The organism is Citrobacter sp. LST-B2 (genome assembly GCF_057983045.1).
On sequence record NZ_CP192598.1, the window covers coordinates 2,666,441 to 2,685,848 of the forward strand.

General features: G+C 52.9%; 20 protein-coding genes, 1 pseudogene and 1 other annotated feature. Of the genes and pseudogenes, 15 read left to right on the plus strand and 6 right to left on the minus strand.

Features of this window, described 5'->3' with window-relative positions:
• The first annotated feature begins 284 nt into the window (after positions 1-284).
• Entirely contained in the window at positions 285-536 is a 252-nt protein-coding gene (locus tag ACQ0PY_RS12775) for a YciN family protein (RefSeq protein ID WP_042318668.1), read from the plus strand.
• A 50-nt stretch (positions 537-586) separates the two neighbouring features.
• On the opposite strand, the gene sohB is transcribed toward ACQ0PY_RS12775, so the two are convergent.
• Positions 587-1,633 (minus strand): protease SohB, encoded by a 1,047-nt coding sequence (gene sohB / locus ACQ0PY_RS12780; protein ID WP_150547015.1) that lies wholly within the window; start codon positions 1,631-1,633, stop codon positions 587-589.
• 214 nt (positions 1,634-1,847) lie between these two features.
• Between sohB and ACQ0PY_RS12785 the strand changes: the two genes are divergently transcribed.
• Both ACQ0PY_RS12785 and cobO read left to right on the plus strand, forming a co-directional pair.
• A complete protein-coding gene (locus ACQ0PY_RS12785; protein ID WP_044267179.1) occupies positions 1,848-2,609 on the plus strand; it encodes a YciK family oxidoreductase in 762 nt (253 codons plus the stop codon).
• Positions 2,606-3,196 (plus strand): cob(I)yrinic acid a,c-diamide adenosyltransferase, encoded by a 591-nt coding sequence (gene cobO, locus ACQ0PY_RS12790; RefSeq protein WP_044257724.1) that lies wholly within the window; start codon positions 2,606-2,608, stop codon positions 3,194-3,196. Before ACQ0PY_RS12785 ends, cobO begins: the two co-directional genes overlap by 4 nt.
• Before the next feature lie 42 nt (positions 3,197-3,238).
• Here the strand turns inward: cobO and rluB are convergent, their stop codons facing one another.
• The 3 genes from rluB to rnm form a co-directional block, all read right to left on the minus strand.
• Positions 3,239-4,114 (minus strand): 23S rRNA pseudouridine(2605) synthase RluB, encoded by an 876-nt coding sequence (gene rluB, locus ACQ0PY_RS12795; protein WP_043000531.1) that lies wholly within the window; start codon positions 4,112-4,114, stop codon positions 3,239-3,241.
• A gap of 100 nt (positions 4,115-4,214) precedes the next feature.
• Positions 4,215-4,835: an L-threonylcarbamoyladenylate synthase gene (locus tag ACQ0PY_RS12800; protein WP_043000530.1), complete on the minus strand. Its 621-nt coding sequence runs from the start codon at positions 4,833-4,835 to the stop codon at positions 4,215-4,217.
• On the minus strand, positions 4,832-5,713 hold the full coding sequence (rnm, locus tag ACQ0PY_RS12805; RefSeq protein ID WP_043000529.1) for an RNase RNM: 882 nt from the start codon (positions 5,711-5,713) through the stop codon (positions 4,832-4,834). The genes ACQ0PY_RS12800 and rnm overlap by 4 nt, the downstream gene beginning before the upstream one ends.
• 158 nt (positions 5,714-5,871) lie before the next feature.
• Positions 5,872-5,966, plus strand: a sequence feature (Trp leader region).
• Positions 5,967-5,989: 23 nt separating this feature from the next.
• Here rnm and ACQ0PY_RS12810 point away from each other — a divergent pair.
• From ACQ0PY_RS12810 to trpA, 5 genes are read left to right on the plus strand one after another with little or no spacing between them, the layout of a single operon-like run.
• Complete coding sequence (locus ACQ0PY_RS12810) at positions 5,990-7,552, plus strand: anthranilate synthase component 1 (RefSeq protein WP_109740283.1); 1,563 nt, start codon at positions 5,990-5,992, stop codon at positions 7,550-7,552.
• Complete coding sequence (gene trpD / locus ACQ0PY_RS12815) at positions 7,552-9,147, plus strand: bifunctional anthranilate synthase glutamate amidotransferase component TrpG/anthranilate phosphoribosyltransferase TrpD (RefSeq protein ID WP_044257722.1); 1,596 nt, start codon at positions 7,552-7,554, stop codon at positions 9,145-9,147. Before ACQ0PY_RS12810 ends, trpD begins: the two co-directional genes overlap by 1 nt.
• Before the next feature lie 3 nt (positions 9,148-9,150).
• A complete protein-coding gene (gene trpCF, locus ACQ0PY_RS12820) occupies positions 9,151-10,509 on the plus strand; it encodes a bifunctional indole-3-glycerol-phosphate synthase TrpC/phosphoribosylanthranilate isomerase TrpF (RefSeq protein ID WP_109740631.1) in 1,359 nt (452 codons plus the stop codon).
• Positions 10,510-10,519: 10 nt separating this feature from the next.
• Positions 10,520-11,713, plus strand: coding sequence for a tryptophan synthase subunit beta (gene trpB / locus ACQ0PY_RS12825; protein ID WP_044257721.1), 1,194 nt, complete (start codon positions 10,520-10,522; stop codon positions 11,711-11,713).
• The gene (gene trpA, locus ACQ0PY_RS12830) at positions 11,713-12,519 is read left to right on the plus strand and encodes a tryptophan synthase subunit alpha (RefSeq protein WP_109740284.1); all 807 of its coding nucleotides are present in this window, start codon (positions 11,713-11,715) and stop codon (positions 12,517-12,519) included. The genes trpB and trpA overlap by 1 nt, the downstream gene beginning before the upstream one ends.
• Before the next feature lie 36 nt (positions 12,520-12,555).
• Here the strand turns inward: trpA and ACQ0PY_RS12835 are convergent, their stop codons facing one another.
• The gene (locus ACQ0PY_RS12835; protein WP_043000524.1) at positions 12,556-14,019 is read right to left on the minus strand and encodes a GGDEF domain-containing protein; all 1,464 of its coding nucleotides are present in this window, start codon (positions 14,017-14,019) and stop codon (positions 12,556-12,558) included.
• A 581-nt stretch (positions 14,020-14,600) separates the two neighbouring features.
• Here ACQ0PY_RS12835 and ACQ0PY_RS12840 point away from each other — a divergent pair.
• The 4 genes from ACQ0PY_RS12840 (at position 14,601) to ACQ0PY_RS12855 (ending at position 16,842) form a co-directional block, all read left to right on the plus strand.
• On the plus strand, positions 14,601-14,783 hold the full coding sequence (locus ACQ0PY_RS12840) for a con-10 family general stress protein (RefSeq protein ID WP_044257720.1): 183 nt from the start codon (positions 14,601-14,603) through the stop codon (positions 14,781-14,783).
• Between the two features lie 88 nt (positions 14,784-14,871).
• Positions 14,872-15,372 (plus strand): YciE/YciF ferroxidase family protein, encoded by a 501-nt coding sequence (locus ACQ0PY_RS12845; RefSeq protein WP_109740285.1) that lies wholly within the window; start codon positions 14,872-14,874, stop codon positions 15,370-15,372.
• 64 nt (positions 15,373-15,436) lie between these two features.
• Complete coding sequence (locus tag ACQ0PY_RS12850) at positions 15,437-15,943, plus strand: ferritin-like domain-containing protein (RefSeq protein WP_043000521.1); 507 nt, start codon at positions 15,437-15,439, stop codon at positions 15,941-15,943.
• A 20-nt stretch (positions 15,944-15,963) separates the two neighbouring features.
• Positions 15,964-16,842, plus strand: coding sequence for a manganese catalase family protein (locus ACQ0PY_RS12855; RefSeq protein ID WP_109740286.1), 879 nt, complete (start codon positions 15,964-15,966; stop codon positions 16,840-16,842).
• 73 nt (positions 16,843-16,915) lie between these two features.
• On the opposite strand, the gene ompW is transcribed toward ACQ0PY_RS12855, so the two are convergent.
• A complete protein-coding gene (ompW, locus tag ACQ0PY_RS12860; RefSeq protein WP_043000519.1) occupies positions 16,916-17,569 on the minus strand; it encodes an outer membrane protein OmpW in 654 nt (217 codons plus the stop codon).
• A 251-nt stretch (positions 17,570-17,820) separates the two neighbouring features.
• Between ompW and ACQ0PY_RS12865 the strand changes: the two are divergent.
• From ACQ0PY_RS12865 to ACQ0PY_RS12875, 3 genes and pseudogenes are all read left to right on the plus strand, one after another.
• Positions 17,821-17,898: pseudogene (locus ACQ0PY_RS12865) on the plus strand (YkgJ family cysteine cluster protein); the annotation flags it as partial.
• Positions 17,899-17,926: 28 nt separating this feature from the next.
• Entirely contained in the window at positions 17,927-18,670 is a 744-nt protein-coding gene (locus tag ACQ0PY_RS12870; protein WP_109740287.1) for a YciC family protein, read from the plus strand.
• Between the two features lie 55 nt (positions 18,671-18,725).
• Positions 18,726-19,265, plus strand: a complete 540-nt coding sequence (locus tag ACQ0PY_RS12875; RefSeq protein WP_043000517.1) for a septation protein A — start codon at positions 18,726-18,728, stop codon at positions 19,263-19,265.
• Positions 19,266-19,408: the final 143 nt, after the last annotated feature.

Sequence of the window (19,408 nt, forward strand, 5' to 3'; positions counted from 1 at the left end):
TACTGACTCTGTACACTAAATAGCCAGGTGACTGAGTTGACAGGTTTTTTCGCACAGAGGCGCTATAGCACGACGGAATTTCGGTCGAATGTCAAGCAAATCTGTTGCCTGGTTGACGAAAGCGTCACACTGTACCTGATAAAATTCGTTACGCAACTTTATTAGCATGCAAAACTAAATCCTGCCAGTCAGCAAAGGTTGACAACCCCTTGTACACACTGAGGGAATATTTGCCCAAAAGAGTTGGTCGGCGTAGACTAATGCCCTTGTTTAAGGAGTAAAAAATGCGCAAAGAGACACAACCTATCGATCGCGAAACGCTGTTGATTGAAGCCAACAAAATCATTCGTGAGCATGAAGATACGCTGGCGGGCATTGTTGCCACCGGTGTGACCCAGCGAAATGGGGTGTTGGTCTTCAGTGGGGATTACTTTTTAGACGAGCAAGGTTTACCCACGCCAAAGAGCACTGCCGTGTTCAATATGTTTAAACATCTGGCGCATGTACTTTCTGAAAAGTATCACCTGATTGATTAAAGCAAAAACGCGAGGCCTTGGAGCCTCGCGTTTTTCATTAATACCGTCTCTTACATCAACGGTTTTTGTCCGCGCTGCCACCAGCGCAGGAGCAGCCGATCGGCACTTTCCGCGGCGCTGCCTGTCACTCGATCGACCAGTTTCTTCCGTTGCAGATAGCGAACGTTCAGCACCTCTCGTCCTTCCATCAGCCCAAGGATCACCTCGTCGCTGGTATTTATCTCATCAATGAGCCCTTTCTCCAGCGCCTGCTGTCCGTACCAGTGTTCACCCGTCGCAACCTGTTCAATGTCCAGAGTCGGACGCATACGATGGACAAAATCTTTAAACAGGTGATGGGTTTCGTTTAAATCCTCACGAAACTTCTGCCGCCCTTCTTCGGTGTTCTCACCCAGCAGCGTCAGCGTCCGTTTGTACTGTCCGGCGGTATGCAACTCGATATCAATATCCTTGCCTTTCAGGAAACGGTTGAAGTTGGGGATCTGCGCAACCACGCCAATCGAACCGACAATCGCGAAGGGTGCGGAGACAATTTTGTCCGCCACACAGGCCATCATGTAACCGCCACTCGCCGCGACTTTATCCACGGTCACGGTCAACGGGATCTTTTTATCGCGTAAGCGTTGCAGTTGTGATGCGGCAAGGCCGTAGCCGTGCACAACGCCACCAGGGCTTTCCAGACGCACCACCATCTGGTCCTGCGGTTTCACCACCGCCAGTACGGCCGTCACCTCTTCACGCAGTGAACTGACCTCGTGGGCATCCATACTGCCTTTGAAATCCAGCACCCAGACGCGCGGTTTATCCGACGTGTCGCTGTCGCCCCGTTTGGCTTTTACTTTGGCGGCTTTCACTTCCTGCTTATGCTTTTTCTTTTGCGCTTTATGCCAGAGTTTCTGTTGATGGCTATCGAGCAGCGCCATCGCCAGTTCATCCTTCATTTCTTTATATTGTTCGCTGAGGTTGGTAACCCGCAGTTCGCCACGCTGGCGCTTACGTTGGGCAACATTCACGATAATGGTGGCAATCGCCGCGATAGCCAGCACAACGGTCACGATTTTTGCTAAAAACAAGCCATATTCAGACAACAATTCCACACGTCCCACCTTGGTTAAACAACTTAGCGTCGGCTCAGTGTACATCAGGTGTAATGCGTCGTCTCGCGGGATATGCGGATGGATAAAAGTATGACAAAGTGTTCATTTTAGGGCGTTATCGCCGTTGGCTGATTGAAATTGAGTCCTGTTTCAGGCATAAACCCGACACACCAACGAGAAGCAGAGCGACCAGGCATGTCGCCGAGGAGTCCCCATGCATTATCAACCGAAACAAGACCTTCTGCAGGATCGCATTATTCTGGTGACCGGCGCCAGCGACGGCATTGGCCGTGAAGCGGCCCTGACCTACGCTCGCTACGGCGCCAACGTCATTTTGCTCGGCCGTAATGATGAGAAATTGCGCCACGTCGCCGACAGCATTACCCAGCAAACGGACCGCCAGCCGCAGTGGTTTACACTCGATCTGTTAACCTGCACCGCTGATGACTGTCATCAACTGGCGCAGCGCATCGGCGGACAGTATCCGCGACTGGACGGCGTCTTACACAATGCCGGTTTACTGGGTGACGTCTGTCCGATGATCGAGCAGGACCCGCAGGTCTGGCAACAGGTTATGCAGGTCAATGTCAATGCAACGTTTATGCTGACCCAGGCATTGCTTCCTTTATTACTTAAGTCAGATTCCGGATCGTTAGTCTTCACCTCCTCCAGCGTGGGCCAGCAGGGTCGTGCTAACTGGGGCGCCTACGCGGCCTCTAAATTTGCTACCGAAGGCATGATGCAGGTGCTGGCAGATGAGTACCAAAACCGTCCGCTACGCGTGAATTGCATCAATCCGGGCGGCACCCGTACCGGGATGCGCGCCAACGCCTTTCCAACGGAAGATCCGCAAAAACTCAAAACACCCGCCGATATTATGCCGTTGTACCTGTGGCTAATGGGCGACGACAGCCGCCGCAAGACCGGCATGACCTTCGACGCCCAACCGGGCCGCAAACCAGGAATCGCCCAATGAGTGAAGAACGCTATCAACAGCGCCAGCAGCGCGTGAAGGACCGGGTTGACGCCCGGGTAGCCCAGGCCCAGGACGAACGCGGCATCGTGATTGTCTTCACCGGCAACGGGAAAGGAAAAACCACCGCCGCCTTCGGCACCGCCACTCGCGCAGTGGGACACGGTAAAAAGGTCGGCGTGGTGCAGTTTATCAAGGGGACCTGGCCCAACGGCGAGCGTAACCTGCTGGAGCCGCACGGCGTTGAATTTCAGGTGATGGCGACCGGGTTTACCTGGGAGACGCAAAACCGCGAAGCTGACACCGCAGCCTGTCTGGCTGTATGGGATCACGGCAAACGCATGCTTGCCGATCCGCAACTGGATATGGTGGTGCTGGACGAACTGACTTATATGGTGGCATACGACTATCTGCCGCTTGAAGAGGTGATTAACGCGCTGAATGCGCGCCCGTCTCACCAGACGGTGATCATCACCGGTCGCGGCTGCCATCGGGATATTCTCGAACTGGCCGATACCGTCAGTGAATTGCGTCCGGTTAAACATGCCTTTGAGGCCGGGGTCAAAGCCCAGATGGGGATTGACTATTAAAAAAGGCCCCTTGGGGCCTTTTAGCAATTACGGGATAGCGGATTAACCGTTGTTATTACGACCGCCTGCACGGCGACCGCCGCTCACCTGGCTGTGACGCTTCACGGCACGGCGAATCTGATTTGCCTTCATGCGGCGACGATCTTTCTCTACCGCCACTTTCGAGGTGGTTTCCGGCTCCAGTTCCACCAGCTCACGCAGATAGTTGGTCTGGGCGAGATCCAGTTCCGTCCAGCCGCCGCGCGGCAGACCTTTCGGCAACGGAATATCACCGTAGCGTACGCGAATCAGACGGCTTACCTGCACGCCAACGGCTTCCCACAGGCGACGCACTTCACGGTTGCGCCCTTCGGTCAGGGTGACGTTGTACCACTGGTTTATCCCTTCACCACCGCTGAACTTGATGGTCTTGAACGCCGCCGGACCGTCTTCCAGCTGCACGCCACGGCTCAGATCGCGCAGTTTAGCATCGTCAACCTGGCCAAAGACGCGCACCGCGTATTCACGTTCAACTTCACGGCTCGGATGCATCAGGCGGTTTGCCAGTTCACCATCGGTAGTGAACAGCAGCAGACCGCAGGTATTGACGTCCAGACGCCCTACCGCAATCCAGCGAGCACCGCGCAGTTTCGGTAAGCGATCAAACACCGTAGGACGACCTTCCGGGTCGTTACGCGTGCACAGTTCACCTTCCGGCTTGTAATAGGCCAGAACGCGACAAATTTGTTCCGCCGACTCTTTCACCGAAATCAGGTGACCGTCGATACGAATTTTCAGGCCGGGAGTCACTTCAACGCGATCGCCCAGCGTGGCAATTTTGCCGTCTACACTGACGCGACCTGCTGCAATGATGGATTCAATTTCACGGCGGGAGCCGTGGCCAGCGCGCGCCAGCACTTTCTGTAACTTTTCGCTCATAGAGCTTCCTTTAGCTGTCGCCTTCACAGGCGTCGAACAGGAGAATCAACGGCGCTTTTCAGCGCCATTTTAAGGCCGCGTAGTATACAGAGTTGCGTCCTTATAAGAAAGGTTTAACGTCTCCGACGCCTTCACGCAAGACAACCGGAGAATCATCGGTTAAATCAATCACCGTTGTGGGTTGCTGGCCCAGATAACCGCCATGAATAATCAGGTCCACCTGCTTTTCCAGTCGATCTTTAATTTCTTCCGGATCGGACTCGGTAAAATCACTGCCTGGCAGCATCAGCGAGGTAGAGAGCATCGGCTCGCCCAGCGTCTGCAATAGTTCGAGCGCGATCGGGTTCGACGGCACGCGCAGACCAATGGTCTTACGTTTTTCCTGCAACAACCGACGCGGTACCTCTTTCGTCCCTTTCAGGATGAAGGTGTAGTTGCCCGGCGTGTTGTTCTTGATCAGGCGAAAAGCCACGTTGTCGACAAACGAATAGGTCGACAGTTCGGACAGATCGCGACACATCAGGGTGAAGTTATGTCCATCCGGCAACTGGCGAATACGGCAAATCCGTTCCATCGCGCCTTTGTCTTCAATTTTACAACCGAGCGCGTAGCCGGAGTCGGTTGGATACACAATCACCCCGCCCTTACGCACAATCTCAACCGCTTGGTTGATCAGACGCTGCTGTGGGTTATCAGGATGAATATAAAAAAACTGGCTCATACTTCCCTCACTGTGGTGTTCTGTGGCTGCTCCCACGTCTGCCAGACGCCTTCAACGCCTGCCGGCAGCCAGAGCTTGCGACCCAACTCGATCCACGGGCAAGGTTGATGAAAATCAGATCCTTGCGATGCCCATAGCTGATGCTGGCGGGCGAGCGTAGCCAGTTGCGTGCGCTCATTCGGGGACTGTTGGCACTGCGCGACTTCCATCGCATCACCACGATGTTGCGCAAAATACGCCACCAGCCTTTTCAGCCACTTAGCGCTAAGATCATACCGCCCAGGATGGGCCAGTACCGCCTTACCGCCAGAATGATGAATGACATCAATAGCTTGTTCTATTGTACACCACTGTGGCGGAACGTATCCTGTTTTCCCGCGCGCGAGATACTTTTTAAACACATCCGCCATGGTGGTCGCTTTACCACACTCCACCAGATAACGGGCGAAATGGCCACGGGTCACCGCGCCGCCATCGGCCAGGCGCAATGCCCCTTCCCATGCGCCGGTGATGTGCGCTTTTTCCAGGCGGTCAGCGATGAGCCGCGCCCGCTGCTGTCGGCGTTCCGTCTGTTGCGCCAGAAACGCGCACATCGCCGGATTTTCAATATCAATGTTCAGACCCACAATATGGATTTCGTGGTTTTCCCAGACCGTGGAGATCTCAACGCCAGGGATCAAAGTCAGCTCAAGGCCAGAACGTGAAATTTCTTCGCTTGCCGCGGGGATCGCGGCTGTGGTGTCATGGTCGGTAATCGCCAGCGTGCCTACACGCATCTCGACGGCGCGGTGGACTAGCGCTTCTGGCGTCAGCCGGCCATCGGATGCCGTGGTGTGACTGTGCAGGTCATAAATCACTGCATAATTCGTGTCGCTCAAGGCGAACTCCCGTCTCTCAAAAATAGTCTTTCCTGCGCATCATAACGGTTCCGGCAAATTTACTGAAATCAGGTGTTGACAATAACCCATCGAACTAGTTAACTAGTACGAAAGTTCACAAGCAAAAGGGTATCGAAATGAAAGCAACGTTTGTTCTGCACGGTGGGTGGCGCACTTCCTGATTTCGGGCAGTGTATTTCGCGTGTAGATCGCCACCAGATACCCGGCCCGCCAACAGCGCGGGCTTTTTTTTGAACAAAATTAATGAGAATAACCATGCAGACATCAAAACCGACACTTGAACTCATTACCTGCGATGCCGCCTATCGCAAAAACCCGACGGAATTGTTCCACCAGGTTTGCGGCAATCGTCCGGCAACGCTGCTGCTGGAATCTGCGGATATCGACAGCAAAGACGACCTTAAAAGCCTGTTACTGGTGGATAGCGCGCTACGCATCACCGCTACCGGTGACACTGTCACTATTCAGGCCTTAACTGACAATGGCGCCGCACTGTTGACATTGCTCGATGCCGCCCTGCCCGCAGGCGTTGAAAATGAACGCCAGGACGCAGGTCGCGTGCTGCGTTTCCCGCCAGTCAGCCCATTATTAGACGAAGATGCACGCCTGTGCGCACTCTCGGTCTTTGACGCCTTCCGCCTGCTGCAGGTACTGGTGAACGTCCCGGCGCAAGAGCGCGAAGCGATGTTCTTTGGCGGTCTGTTTGCGTACGATCTGGTTGCCGGTTTTGAAGATTTACCGCAGCTTAAGGCTGGCAACCGCTGCCCGGATTACTGTTTCTATCTGGCGGAAACGCTTGTGGTAATCGACCACCAGAAACAAAGCTCCCGCATTCAGGCCAGCCTGTTCAGCGAGAATGAGGCGGAAAAACAGCGTCTCACCGCACGTCTGGCACGTCTGAGCCAGCAGTTGACCGAACCTGCGCCGCCGTTGCCGGTCGTTTCCGTGCCACAAATGCGCTGTGAATGTAATCAGAGCGATGAAGAATTTGGCGCGGTGGTTCGCTCAATGCAGAAAGCGATCCGCGCCGGGGAAATTTTTCAGGTGGTCCCGTCCCGCCGCTTCTCACTGCCCTGCCCGTCGCCGCTGGCGGCCTATTACGTGCTGAAGAAGAGCAACCCCAGCCCGTACATGTTCTTTATGCAGGACAACGATTTCACCTTGTTTGGTGCGTCGCCGGAAAGTTCACTGAAATACGATGCCGCCAGCCGCCAGATTGAAATTTACCCGATTGCCGGTACGCGTCCTCGCGGTCGTCACGCCGATGGAACGTTAGATCGCGACCTCGACAGCCGCATTGAACTGGAGATGCGCACCGACCATAAAGAGCTTTCCGAGCATCTGATGCTGGTTGACCTGGCGCGTAACGATCTCGCCCGAATCTGTACGCCAGGCAGTCGGTACGTGGCAGACCTGACGAAGGTTGACCGTTATTCTCACGTTATGCACCTGGTCTCTCGCGTCGTCGGCGAATTACGCCACGATCTCGATGTCCTGCACGCCTACCGCGCCTGCATGAACATGGGCACGCTGAGCGGCGCACCGAAAGTGCGGGCAATGCAGTTGATTGCCGAAGCCGAGGGCCGTCGACGCGGCAGCTACGGCGGTGCAGTCGGTTACTTCACCGCGCACGGCGATCTGGATACCTGCATTGTGATTCGCTCCGCGCTGGTGGAAGACGGTATCGCCACCGTCCAGGCGGGTGCCGGTATTGTGCTCGATTCTGTTCCCCAGTCAGAAGCCGACGAAACCCGTAACAAAGCGCGCGCGGTCCTGCGTGCCATTGCCACCGCGCACCACGCACAGGAGACTTTCTGATGGCTGACATTCTGCTGCTCGACAACATCGACTCATTCACCTATAACCTGGCAGATCAGCTGCGTACCAACGGTCATAACGTGGTGATTTACCGTAACCATATTCCGGCTCAGACTCTGATTGAGCGTCTGGCCACCATGAAGAACCCGGTACTGGTGCTGTCTCCAGGCCCTGGCGTACCCAGTGAAGCAGGTTGCATGCCGGAACTGCTGACCCGTCTGCGCGGCAAGCTGCCAATTATCGGCATCTGCCTGGGCCATCAGGCGATTGTCGAAGCCTACGGCGGCTACGTCGGACAGGCCGGCGAGATCCTGCACGGTAAGGCATCCAGCATTGAACACGATGGACAGGCTATGTTTGCCGGTCTGACGAATCCGCTGCCGGTTGCCCGCTATCACTCTCTGATCGGTAGCAATATCCCCGCCGGCCTGACCATCAACGCCCATTTTAACGGCATGGTGATGGCGGTTCGTCATGATGCCGATCGCGTGTGCGGCTTACAGTTCCACCCGGAATCCATTCTGACCACCCAGGGTGCACGTCTGCTTGAGCAGACGCTGGCCTGGGCGCAGCAGAAGCTGGAGCCGACCAATACCTTGCAGCCGATCCTCGAAAGACTGTATCAGGCACAGACCCTGAGCCAGCAGGAAAGCCACCAGTTGTTCTCCGCCGTGGTACGCGGTGAACTGAAACCGGAACAGCTGGCTGCCGCGCTGGTCAGCATGAAGATTCGCGGCGAGCATCCGAATGAGATTGCCGGTGCGGCAACCGCCTTACTGGAAAACGCTGCGCCGTTCCCCCGCCCTGATTATCTGTTCGCCGATATCGTTGGCACCGGCGGCGACGGCAGTAACAGCATTAATATTTCTACCGCCAGTGCATTTGTCGCGGCGGCATGCGGCCTGAAGGTGGCAAAACACGGCAACCGCAGCGTTTCCAGTAAATCCGGCTCATCAGACCTGCTGGCCGCCTTCGGTATCAATCTCGATATGAATGCCGACCGATCGCGTCAGGCGCTGGACGAACTGGGCGTTTGCTTCCTGTTTGCCCCGAAATATCACACCGGATTCCGTCATGCGATGCCGGTACGCCAGCAGTTAAAGACCCGTACGCTGTTCAACGTACTGGGGCCGCTGATTAACCCGGCGCATCCGCCGCTGGCGCTGATTGGAGTTTATAGCCCTGAACTGGTTTTGCCGATTGCCGAAACCCTGCGCGTGCTGGGTTACCAGCGTGCCGCGGTCGTACACAGCGGCGGAATGGATGAAGTCTCTCTGCATGCGCCGACCATTGTGGCGGAGCTACATGACGGCGAGATCAAAAGCTATCAGCTGACGGCAGATGACTTTGGCCTGACCCCTTACCACCAGGAACAACTGGCAGGCGGTACGCCGGAAGAAAACCGTGACATTCTGACACGCTTACTACAAGGTAAAGGTGACGCCGCCCATGAGGCAGCCGTTGCCGCAAACGTCGCAATGTTAATGCGACTGCATGGTGAAGAAGATCTCAAGGCTAATGCGCAAACCGTTCTCGAGGTCTTGCACAGTGGTTCCGCTTATGACCGAGTCACCGCTCTGGCGGCAAGAGGGTAAATGATGCAAACCGTTTTAGCGAAAATCGTCGCAGACAAGGCGATTTGGGTGGAAGCCCGCAAACAGCAACAACCGTTGGCCAGTTTTCAAAACGATGTCCAGCCCAGCACGCGTCACTTTTATGACGCCTTACAGGGCGCGCGTACGGCTTTTATTCTGGAGTGTAAGAAAGCCTCCCCGTCTAAAGGCGTGATCCGCGATGATTTCGATCCGGCGCGGATTGCCGGGGTGTATAAACATTACGCCTCCGCCATTTCCGTTCTGACGGATGAGAAGTACTTCCAGGGCAGTTTTGATTTCCTGCCGATCGTGAGCCGCATCGCGCCGCAGCCGATTTTGTGTAAGGACTTTATTATCGACCCTTACCAGATTTACCTTGCGCGCCACTATCAGGCCGACGCCTGTCTGCTGATGCTTTCGGTCCTCGACGACGAGCAGTATCGCCAGCTTTCTGCCGTGGCACACAGTCTCAAAATGGGCGTGCTGACGGAAGTCAGTAATGAAGACGAACTGGAGCGCGCCATTGCGCTTGGCGCGAAAGTGGTCGGGATTAACAACCGCGACCTGCGCGACCTGTCGATTGACTTAAATCGGACGCGCCAACTGGCACCGAAACTGGGCCAGGGTGTGACGGTGATTAGCGAATCGGGGATCAACACCTACGCTCAGGTTCGCGAGTTGTGCCATTTTGCTAATGGTTTCCTGATTGGTTCCGCACTCATGGCGCATGACGATCTTAACGCCGCCGTACGCCGTGTTCTGCTGGGCGAGAATAAGGTCTGTGGCCTGACGCGTCCAGAAGATGCCAAAGCCGCCTGCGAGTCTGGCGCGATCTATGGTGGACTGATTTTTGTTCCTTCATCACCTCGTTTTGTCAATATTGAACAGGCCCGCGAAGTGCAGTCCGCCGCCCCGCTACAGTATGTTGGCGTATTCCGCAATCACGACATCGCCGACGTCTGTGAAAAAGCTGTACAGCTTTCACTGACAGCCGTACAGCTGCATGGCCGCGAAGATCAGGCGTATGTTGATGCGCTACGCGCCGCGCTGCCTGAAAACGTACAGATCTGGAAAGCGCTGAGCGTCGGTGACACTCTCCCGGCCCGCGATTATCAGCATGTCGACAAATACGTGCTGGATAACGGCCAGGGCGGCAGCGGTCAGCGTTTTGACTGGTCGTTACTGCAAGGACAATCGCTGGATAACGTATTGCTGGCAGGCGGTCTTGGCGCGGATAACTGCGTTGAGGCTGCTAAGACTGGCTGTGCCGGTCTCGATTTTAATTCAGGTGTAGAGTCACAGCCGGGCATCAAAGATGCACGCCTTCTGGCCTCGGTATTTCAGACACTGCGCGCATATTAAGGAAAAGGACATGACAACATTACTCAATCCCTATTTTGGTGAATTCGGTGGCATGTATGTGCCGCAGATTCTGATGCCTGCTCTGCGTCAACTGGAAGACGCGTTTGTCAGTGCGCAAAAAGATCCCGAGTTTCAGGCCCAGTTTACCGACCTGTTGAAAAACTACGCAGGGCGTCCCACCGCGTTGACCAAATGTCAGAACATCACCGCCGGGACCAATACCACGCTGTACCTGAAACGTGAAGATCTGCTGCACGGCGGCGCGCATAAAACCAACCAGGTGTTAGGTCAGGCATTGCTGGCAAAACGCATGGGTAAAACCGAGATTATTGCGGAAACGGGCGCGGGCCAGCACGGGGTAGCTTCGGCGCTCGCCAGCGCCCTGCTCGGCCTGAAATGCCGTATCTACATGGGGGCGAAAGACGTTGAGCGCCAGTCACCAAACGTCTTCCGTATGCGTCTGATGGGTGCGGAAGTGATTCCGGTTCACAGCGGTTCAGCCACGCTGAAAGACGCCTGTAACGAGGCGCTGCGTGACTGGTCTGGTAGCTACGACACCGCGCACTACATGCTCGGCACCGCTGCTGGCCCGCACCCGTTCCCGACCATCGTGCGTGAATTCCAGCGCATGATCGGCGAAGAAACCAAAGCGCAGATCCTCGAAAAAGAGGGGCGCCTGCCGGACGCGGTGATCGCCTGCGTGGGCGGCGGTTCCAACGCCATCGGGATGTTTGCCGATTTTATTAATGAGCCAAACGTTGGGCTGATTGGTGTAGAACCGGGTGGTCACGGGATTGAAACCGGTGAACACGGTGCGCCGTTGAAGCACGGTCGCGTCGGGATCTATTTTGGTATGAAAGCGCCAATGATGCAGACCGATGAGGGACAGATCGAGGAGTCCTACTCCGTCTCTGCAGGTCTGGATTTCCCGTCCGTCGGCCCACAGCATGCGTACCTGAACAGCATTGGTCGTGCCGACTACGTGTCGATCACCGATGATGAAGCGCTGGACGCCTTTAAAACGCTCTGTCTGCACGAGGGCATTATCCCGGCGCTCGAGTCGTCACACGCCCTGGCCCACGCGCTGAAAATGATGCGTGAGAATCCGGAGAAAGCGCAACTGCTGGTGGTTAACCTTTCCGGTCGTGGGGACAAAGACATTTTCACCGTACACGATATTCTGAAAGCGCGAGGGGAAATCTGATGGAACGCTATGAAAGTTTGTTTGCACAACTAAACGATCGCAAGGAAGGTGCCTTTGTTCCCTTCGTGACCCTCGGCGACCCTGGCGTTGAACAGTCGCTGAAGATTATCGATTCCCTGATTGAGGCAGGTGCAGATGCGCTGGAGTTAGGGATCCCTTTCTCCGATCCGCTCGCTGATGGCCCGACCATTCAGAGCGCCACGCTGCGCGCGTTTGCCGCTGGCGTCACGCCGACCCGTTGTTTTGAGATGCTGGCCGCCATCCGTGAAAAACATCCGACCATTCCCATTGGTCTGTTGATGTACGCGAATCTGGTATTCAGCAAAGGTATTGACGCGTTTTATGCCAAATGTGCCGAGGTCGGCGTGGATTCGGTTCTGGTCGCCGACGTGCCGGTGGAAGAGTCTGCGCCATTCCGTCAGGCGGCGCTGCGCCACAACATTGCGCCGATTTTCATCTGCCCGCCCAATGCCGATGATGACCTGCTGCGCCAGATCGCCTCTTATGGCCGGGGTTATACTTATCTGCTGTCTCGCGCAGGGGTGACAGGCGCAGAAAACCGCGCTGCGCTGCCTTTGCATCATCTGGTAGAGAAACTGAAAGAGTACAACGCCGCGCCTGCTTTACAGGGCTTTGGTATTTCCGCACCGGAGCAGGTGTCTGCCGCCATTGACGCAGGCGCCGCTGGCGCGATCTCCGGTTCCGCGATCGTCAAAATCGTTGAGAAAAATGTCGAGCAGCCTGATCAGATGCTCGCAGAACTCAAATCATTCGTCAGCAGATTAAAAGCCGCTACCCGTCAGTAATACCCAAAGACCGCCAGTCTCGCGCTGGCGGTCTCATTATTTAGCCTGCTTCATTTTGTACATCTCGCCATCTGCATACTGAATGGCATCATCAATGCCCTCAGTCACTTCGGCTACGCCCCATGAGATGGAAAGCGGCACCTGCGTCTCCTTCACGAGAAACTGATACTCATTGATTTGCTGGGTGATACGTTCCGCGATGGCGACCGCATCGCTCGTTTTCGCCTTATACAGCACAATCACGAACTCATCTCCCCCGGTGCGAATCACCAGATCGTCACTGGTGCGGGTATTGGACAACATCCGGTTGGCAATAATCTGTAGCGCTCTGTCCCCGGCAACGTGTCCCCAGGTGTCGTTAATTGCTTTGAATTTATTGCAATCAACCAACACCACCGAACTGTCAGAGAGATCCCGCCGCTTGATGATGTCGAGAATTTTACGGTTGAAACAGCCCGTCAACGAGTCGATGTAGACTTTCAGATCGCTCTCATTTAGCCAGGATTTTAACCCCATCATGATCAGTACAAAGAAGAACGGTGCCATCAGGATCAGCAACCCCGCCTGGGTGTCATGCATCGCAAACCCACTGAGCGAGATAGCGTAGTGAATGACATATTTCTCAGAGAGCACTTTGAAGGCAATTTCCGGACGCTTTTTACATTCCCCCCACAGACAAAGCGACTGCTGATTCAAAGTATTCACCAGCGAAACGTTCAGCCCATGCGGCACCTGTCCATCAAAGGCGTCGCGTAATGCCTCCTGAAGTTCCGGCTTCGCATGATCGTAAACCAGATAGCCAAGGATATGGTCGGAAATCTCAGTACGCGAGAGGTCATAAATATAACTCACGACGCTAAAGGCTTTCTCATCCGTGATTTTATCGTTATAAAAATCCGTGGAGCTTAAGGCCTTCGTTTTGACACTCTTTTCCAACAGGCGGGTATAAAAATCGACGGGAGGTAAAAAGAAGTCGGAGATATTCTGCGCCATTTGCGACGTACGATAATTAAACGCTTTGGTGTCAGTCGGCGTAAACCAGTAAAAATAGCTCGCATCCTCGGCAATAACGTAGCGATGAGCATCGAAATTTCCGGGGTTAAGCGCATTCACCCTACCGCGAATAAACTCAGCGGCGGTATACATGCACAGTGCGTTCAACGTCGGTTCACGCGCCACCATCGCGCCCGATGCGGAGTGAATGCGTTTCCTGTCGGCGTTAATTCCCCAGACCCTTCCACGAGGGAGAAATAGTGACATGGCACCACACTGATCGGCGGCTTTGATCTGCCGGTAGCGCACGCCGGTCGCATCCGCGATCATTTCATTATCATTGAAGATATCAAGCATCCGCGTTTGCAGGCGGTTCATTCCTTCATTGACTGCTGCCAGTCGCTGCTCATAAATAATAAACAAGAAAAGTGATGTAAATAGCAGCGTGGTTAGCGCTGAAATAATAAGTGCCTGTCTGTTTCTTAAACTGTCCTGCACGATTTTCACTAAGGCACCCTGAGCATCAACACGCTGTTAACACTACGTTATTCGATTTTAAGAAGGCAGTACAGGTCTCACGGGAGAATCTCGCCCTTCTGTCAGACGACTTGTGAGTAGAACCGCCCCGCTACAAATAATTTTAGTCTACCTGCGCCGCTTTACGTGGTGCGCAAACACTCAGCGTTAGCCTGTCATCAGGCTGAAAGAGCGGTTTTGATGCCTGCGTCCTCTGGGTTGTAGCACAGATCTGCGACCAGGAATATTCTTAAAGAGACAGTCTTATGATTATTTACAATGTCAACCCATCCACATAAATGTAAATTTACGTCAATTACATTAACAGTATTAATATAACCACACATTATGATACCATGAGTTATTAATAGAATAGTGAATTATAAGGCGTTAAGTCGCTCATTTCTAAAGGGCTACATTATTATTTTCTGATGGCTGCACCACATTATATTTCCCCCTCGTGACAAATCCGTAACAATTTGACTATCCCGGGATAGCGACTAATTTTAGAAAGGTACCGACACCGGTCACAAATTAACATTTATGTTTACCAACGAAACAGGAGAAATAACATGGCCGAACATCGTGGTGGTTCTGGAAATTTCGCCGAGAATCGTGAAAAAGCATCAGAAGCGGGCCGTAAAGGTGGCCAACATAGCGGCGGAAATTTTAAAAACGATCCGCAACGTGCTTCTGAAGCAGGTAAAAAAGGCGGCCAAAACAGCCGTGGCGGAAATAAATCCGACAAATCGTAGACATCCTTTTTTTTTATAATTTTTAAGATTTATCGTTTACGAACGCTGCGAGTCTTTCGACTCGCAGTATCATCCCAGGAGAATAGAGATGAATATTAAAACTGTTGAAGATGTTTTTATCCACCTGCTTTCAGACACCTACAGCGCAGAAAAACAATTGACTCGGGCGCTATCGAAATTAGCCAGAGCTGCCTCCAGTGAAAAATTAAGTCAGGCATTTCAGTCCCACCTTGAAGAGACCCAAGGGCAAATTGAACGTATTGATCAGATCGTTGAATCCGAAGCGGGTATTAAAGTAAAACGCATGAAGTGTGTGGCGATGGAAGGTCTGATCGAAGAGGCCAACGAGGTCATTGAGAGCACCGAGAAAAACGAAGTGCGTGACGCTGCGCTTATTGCCGCCGCACAGAAAGTTGAGCACTATGAGATTGCCAGCTACGGCACCCTTGCCACTCTCGCAGAACAACTGGGCTATCGTAAAGCAGTGAAACTGCTGAATGAAACCCTGGAAGAAGAGAAAGCAACCGATATTAAACTGACCGATTTAGCCATCGGCAACGTGAATCAGAAAGCGCAAAATAAATCCTGAATTATTTTTATCCTGGTTATTAAATATCCGCTTTTAATTAAATCATTCCCAGAGGACATTACAAATGAATGCTATCGAACATTATCATGACTGGCTTCGTGACGCCCATGCTATGGAAAAACAAGCCGAATCGATGCTGGAATCCATGGCGGGTCGTATCGATAACTATCCTGATCTACGCTCGAGAATTGAGCAACATATTAGCGAAACCAAACATCAAATTACGATTCTGGAAGAGATCCTCGACCGCAATAATATCTCACGTTCTGTCATTAAAGATTCCATGAGTAAAATGGCGGCGTTGGGACAATCCATTGGTGGTATTTTTCCATCTGATGAAATCGTAAAAGGTTCGATCAGCGGTTATGTTTTTGAACAATTCGAAATTGCCTGCTATACCTCCCTGCTTGCTGCGGCGCAAAAAGCAGGCGATACCGCCTCAATTCCGGCTATTGAATCTATTCTCAATGAAGAGAAACAAATGGCTGACTGGCTGATTAAGCATATTCCGCAAACGACGGAACAATTTTTACTGCGCTCGGAAACTGACGGCGTAGAAGCCAAAAAATAACAAATACATCAGGAGGCATAATGTTTCGACACGTTAAGCAACTTCAATATACGGTGCGAGTCAGCGAGCCTAACCCTGGTTTAGCGAATCTTTTGCTTGAGCAATTTGGCGGCCCACAGGGCGAACTGGCTGCGGCATGTCGTTACTTCACTCAGGGCCTGGGTGATGATGATGCTGGACGCAAAGAGATGCTGATGGACATTGCGACCGAAGAACTGAGTCACCTTGAAATCATCGGCTCCCTTGTCGGGATGCTGAATAAAGGGGCCAAAGGCGCATTGGCTGAGGGGACGGAAAATGAAGCCGAACTGTACCGATCCTTAACGGCAAATGGGAATGACAGCCATATCACCTCGCTGCTGTATGGCGGCGGTCCGGCCCTCACTAACTCCGCCGGTGTGCCCTGGACTGCGGCGTATATCGATACGATTGGCGAAGTGACAGCCGATTTACGCTCCAATATCGCAGCTGAAGCACGCGCTAAAATCATCTACGAACGCCTGATCAACGTAACGGACGATCCCGGTGTTAAGGATGCACTGGCATTTTTGATGACGCGCGAAGCGGCACACCAGCTCTCCTTTGAAAAGGCGCTCTACTCTATTCGTAATAATTTTCCGCCGGGCAAATTGCCGCCGGTCGAGCAATACACGAATGTGTATTACAACATGTCGCAAGGCGACGATCCGCGTGGAAGCTGGAACAGCGATGACTATTTCGATTATGTTGCCGATCCGCAGCCTGCCGTGGATGGCGGAGATGGCCTGGCGACCGTCAAACTGACCAAAGAGCAACAGGCGATGGTCAAAGCCATGGCGAAAAGGACCCAGTCCGATCCGAACGCAAACCCATTAACCGGCGCTGAGCTGGGTGATGGCGAACCAAAGGACAAAGCATAAGCAGATATAGCGATAAAACCGTGTGTGTCATGTCCCTGTTGACCCCGTAAATACGGGGTCTTTTTTAGGCCAATCAGAAACGGTAACCGGCAGAGAACATAAATACCCACGGATCGAGGCGGATGTTGTCGTTGTAACGACCTTCCGGCAGTACGGCGCCGTTAGATTTATATTTGGCTTCGGTATCAATATCCATGTACCACACTGACATGTTGATCAGCCAGTCGCGGTTGATGAGATAATCCAGACCGACTTGCCCTGCCACACCCCACGAGTCTTTCAGACTAAGATCGGACAGCCCTGCATTCTGACCATCATCATTGAATTTCGTGTCGAAAAAGGTGGTGTAGTTAACGCCTGCGCCAACATAAGGACGCAGTTTGCTGCTGGAATCACCGAAATACCACTGCGCCATCAGGGTTGGCGGCAGGTGATGAACGGTGGCGATATCACCGGTCGCCTGCGTGCCTACTTTATGGCGGAATGGCGTTGCCGCCAGCAGTTCAACACCGATGTTATCGGTCGCCATATAAGTGAATGTCAAACCTAACTGCGTGTTGTTACTGACATTAAAGCCGCCTAAATGGCCTAACGTTCCATCCGCACCTTCCGTCGGTCTTACCGTCGCCGAACCGGCACGAATAAAGAACTCGCCAGCTTCATGCGCGTAAACGCTGCCAGAGAGAAGTGTACATACTGCCAACGCCGCCACTGTTAATTTTTTCATATCCGCTCCATCGTTATGGTTATAAATACGTTACAAATATACCTACATTGGAGTAATAAGTGATCTCTCCAGGGTCACATTCGACTATCAAATTCAATGTTTGTTGATCCAGATTAAAGTAGAAGTGGTATTGAAAATACAATTATTGGAATCAGATCAATTTTTAATATTTCCATGATGAATGCATTTCTTGCGTTTTTTGCGTTTGTTAAAACTGACTCCCCGTAGATTTGTTGAGCAAATTACTCTGGCTTTACAAAGATATGCTTTTCCATACACCCCTTGATGCTGCCACTGCGCAGTTATCCAGGGTACAATTGCATGCTTAACAACACCTGCAGAACTCAAGGAGAGTGCATGTCTATCACGGCGAAATCTGTATACCGTGACACCGGGAATTTTTTCCGTAATCAATTTTTAACCATCCTGCTGATCTCGCTGCTGTGCGCGTTCATCACGGTGGTATTAGGGCATGCCTTCTCACCCAGCGATGCGCAGATTGCGCAACTGAGTGAAGGGGATCATCTTGAAGGAAGCGTAGGCTTGTTCGAACTGGTGCAAAACATGACGCCGGAGCAGCAGCAGATCCTGTTGCGCGCCTCGGCAGCGTCTACCTTTTCAGGACTGATTGGTAATGCCGTCCTGGCCGGTGGCGTTCTGCTGATGATTCAGTTAATTTCAGCCGGTCATCGCGTCAGCGCCCTGCGCGCGATCGGTGCCAGTGCGCCGATCCTGCCGCGTCTGTTCATCCTGATTTTACTGACGACCCTGCTGGTACAGCTCGGGATTATGCTGGTCGTGGTACCAGGCATCCTGTTGGCAATCCTGCTGGCGCTTGCGCCGATTATGCTGGTTCAGGATAAAATGGGTGTATTCGCCGCAATGCGCAACAGTATGCGTCTGGCGTGGTCTAATATGCGACTGGTCGCCCCGGCGGTGATGGGCTGGCTGCTGGCAAAAACGCTACTGTTGCTGTTTGCCTCCAGCTTTGCTGCGTTTGACCCTAACGTTGGCGCCGTTATCGCGAATACGTTGAGCAATCTGATCTCCGCCATATTGCTCATCTACCTGTTCCGTCTGTATATGTTGATTCGCCAATAACCCTGTCTGCGTCGCCGGCAGTAATGCCCGACGCGTTTGATTACGGAATCGAAGAATGAAGCAGTTTCTTGATTTTTTACCGCTGGTTGTCTTCTTTGTTTTTTACAAAGTGTACGACATCTATGCGGCCACCTCGGCGCTCATTGTCGCAACGGCAATCGTGCTCATCTACAGCTGGGTTCGCTATCGCAAAGTTGAAAAAATGGCGCTGATCACTTTTGTTCTGGTGGCCGTGTTCGGCGGGTTAACCCTCTTCTTCCATAATGATGAGTTTATTAAATGGAAAGTGACGGTGATTTACGGCCTGTTTGCCGGTGCGCTTCTGGTTAGCCAGTGGATCATGAAAAAGCCGCTGATCCAGCGCATGCTGGGTAAAGAACTGACGCTACCACAGCCGGTCTGGTCTAAGCTCAACCTCGCGTGGGCCATCTTCTTTATTCTGTGTGGGCTTGCCAATATCTACATCGCCTTCTGGCTGCCGCAAAACATCTGGGTGAATTTTAAGGTATTCGGCCTCACCGCGTTGACGCTGATCTTTACCCTGCTGAGTGGCGTCTATATCTATCGTCATCTCCCGCAAGAAGATAAATCATAAACATCCATCAAACCAGGCCAACCGGCCTGGTTTTGCTTTCTGCACAATCCCTGCCATTCCTGTCATAAATTGCATGAATCATGAAGATATTGTGGAGATTGCCTTCACAATATTGTAATGAGAATAATTATCATTGATATTCC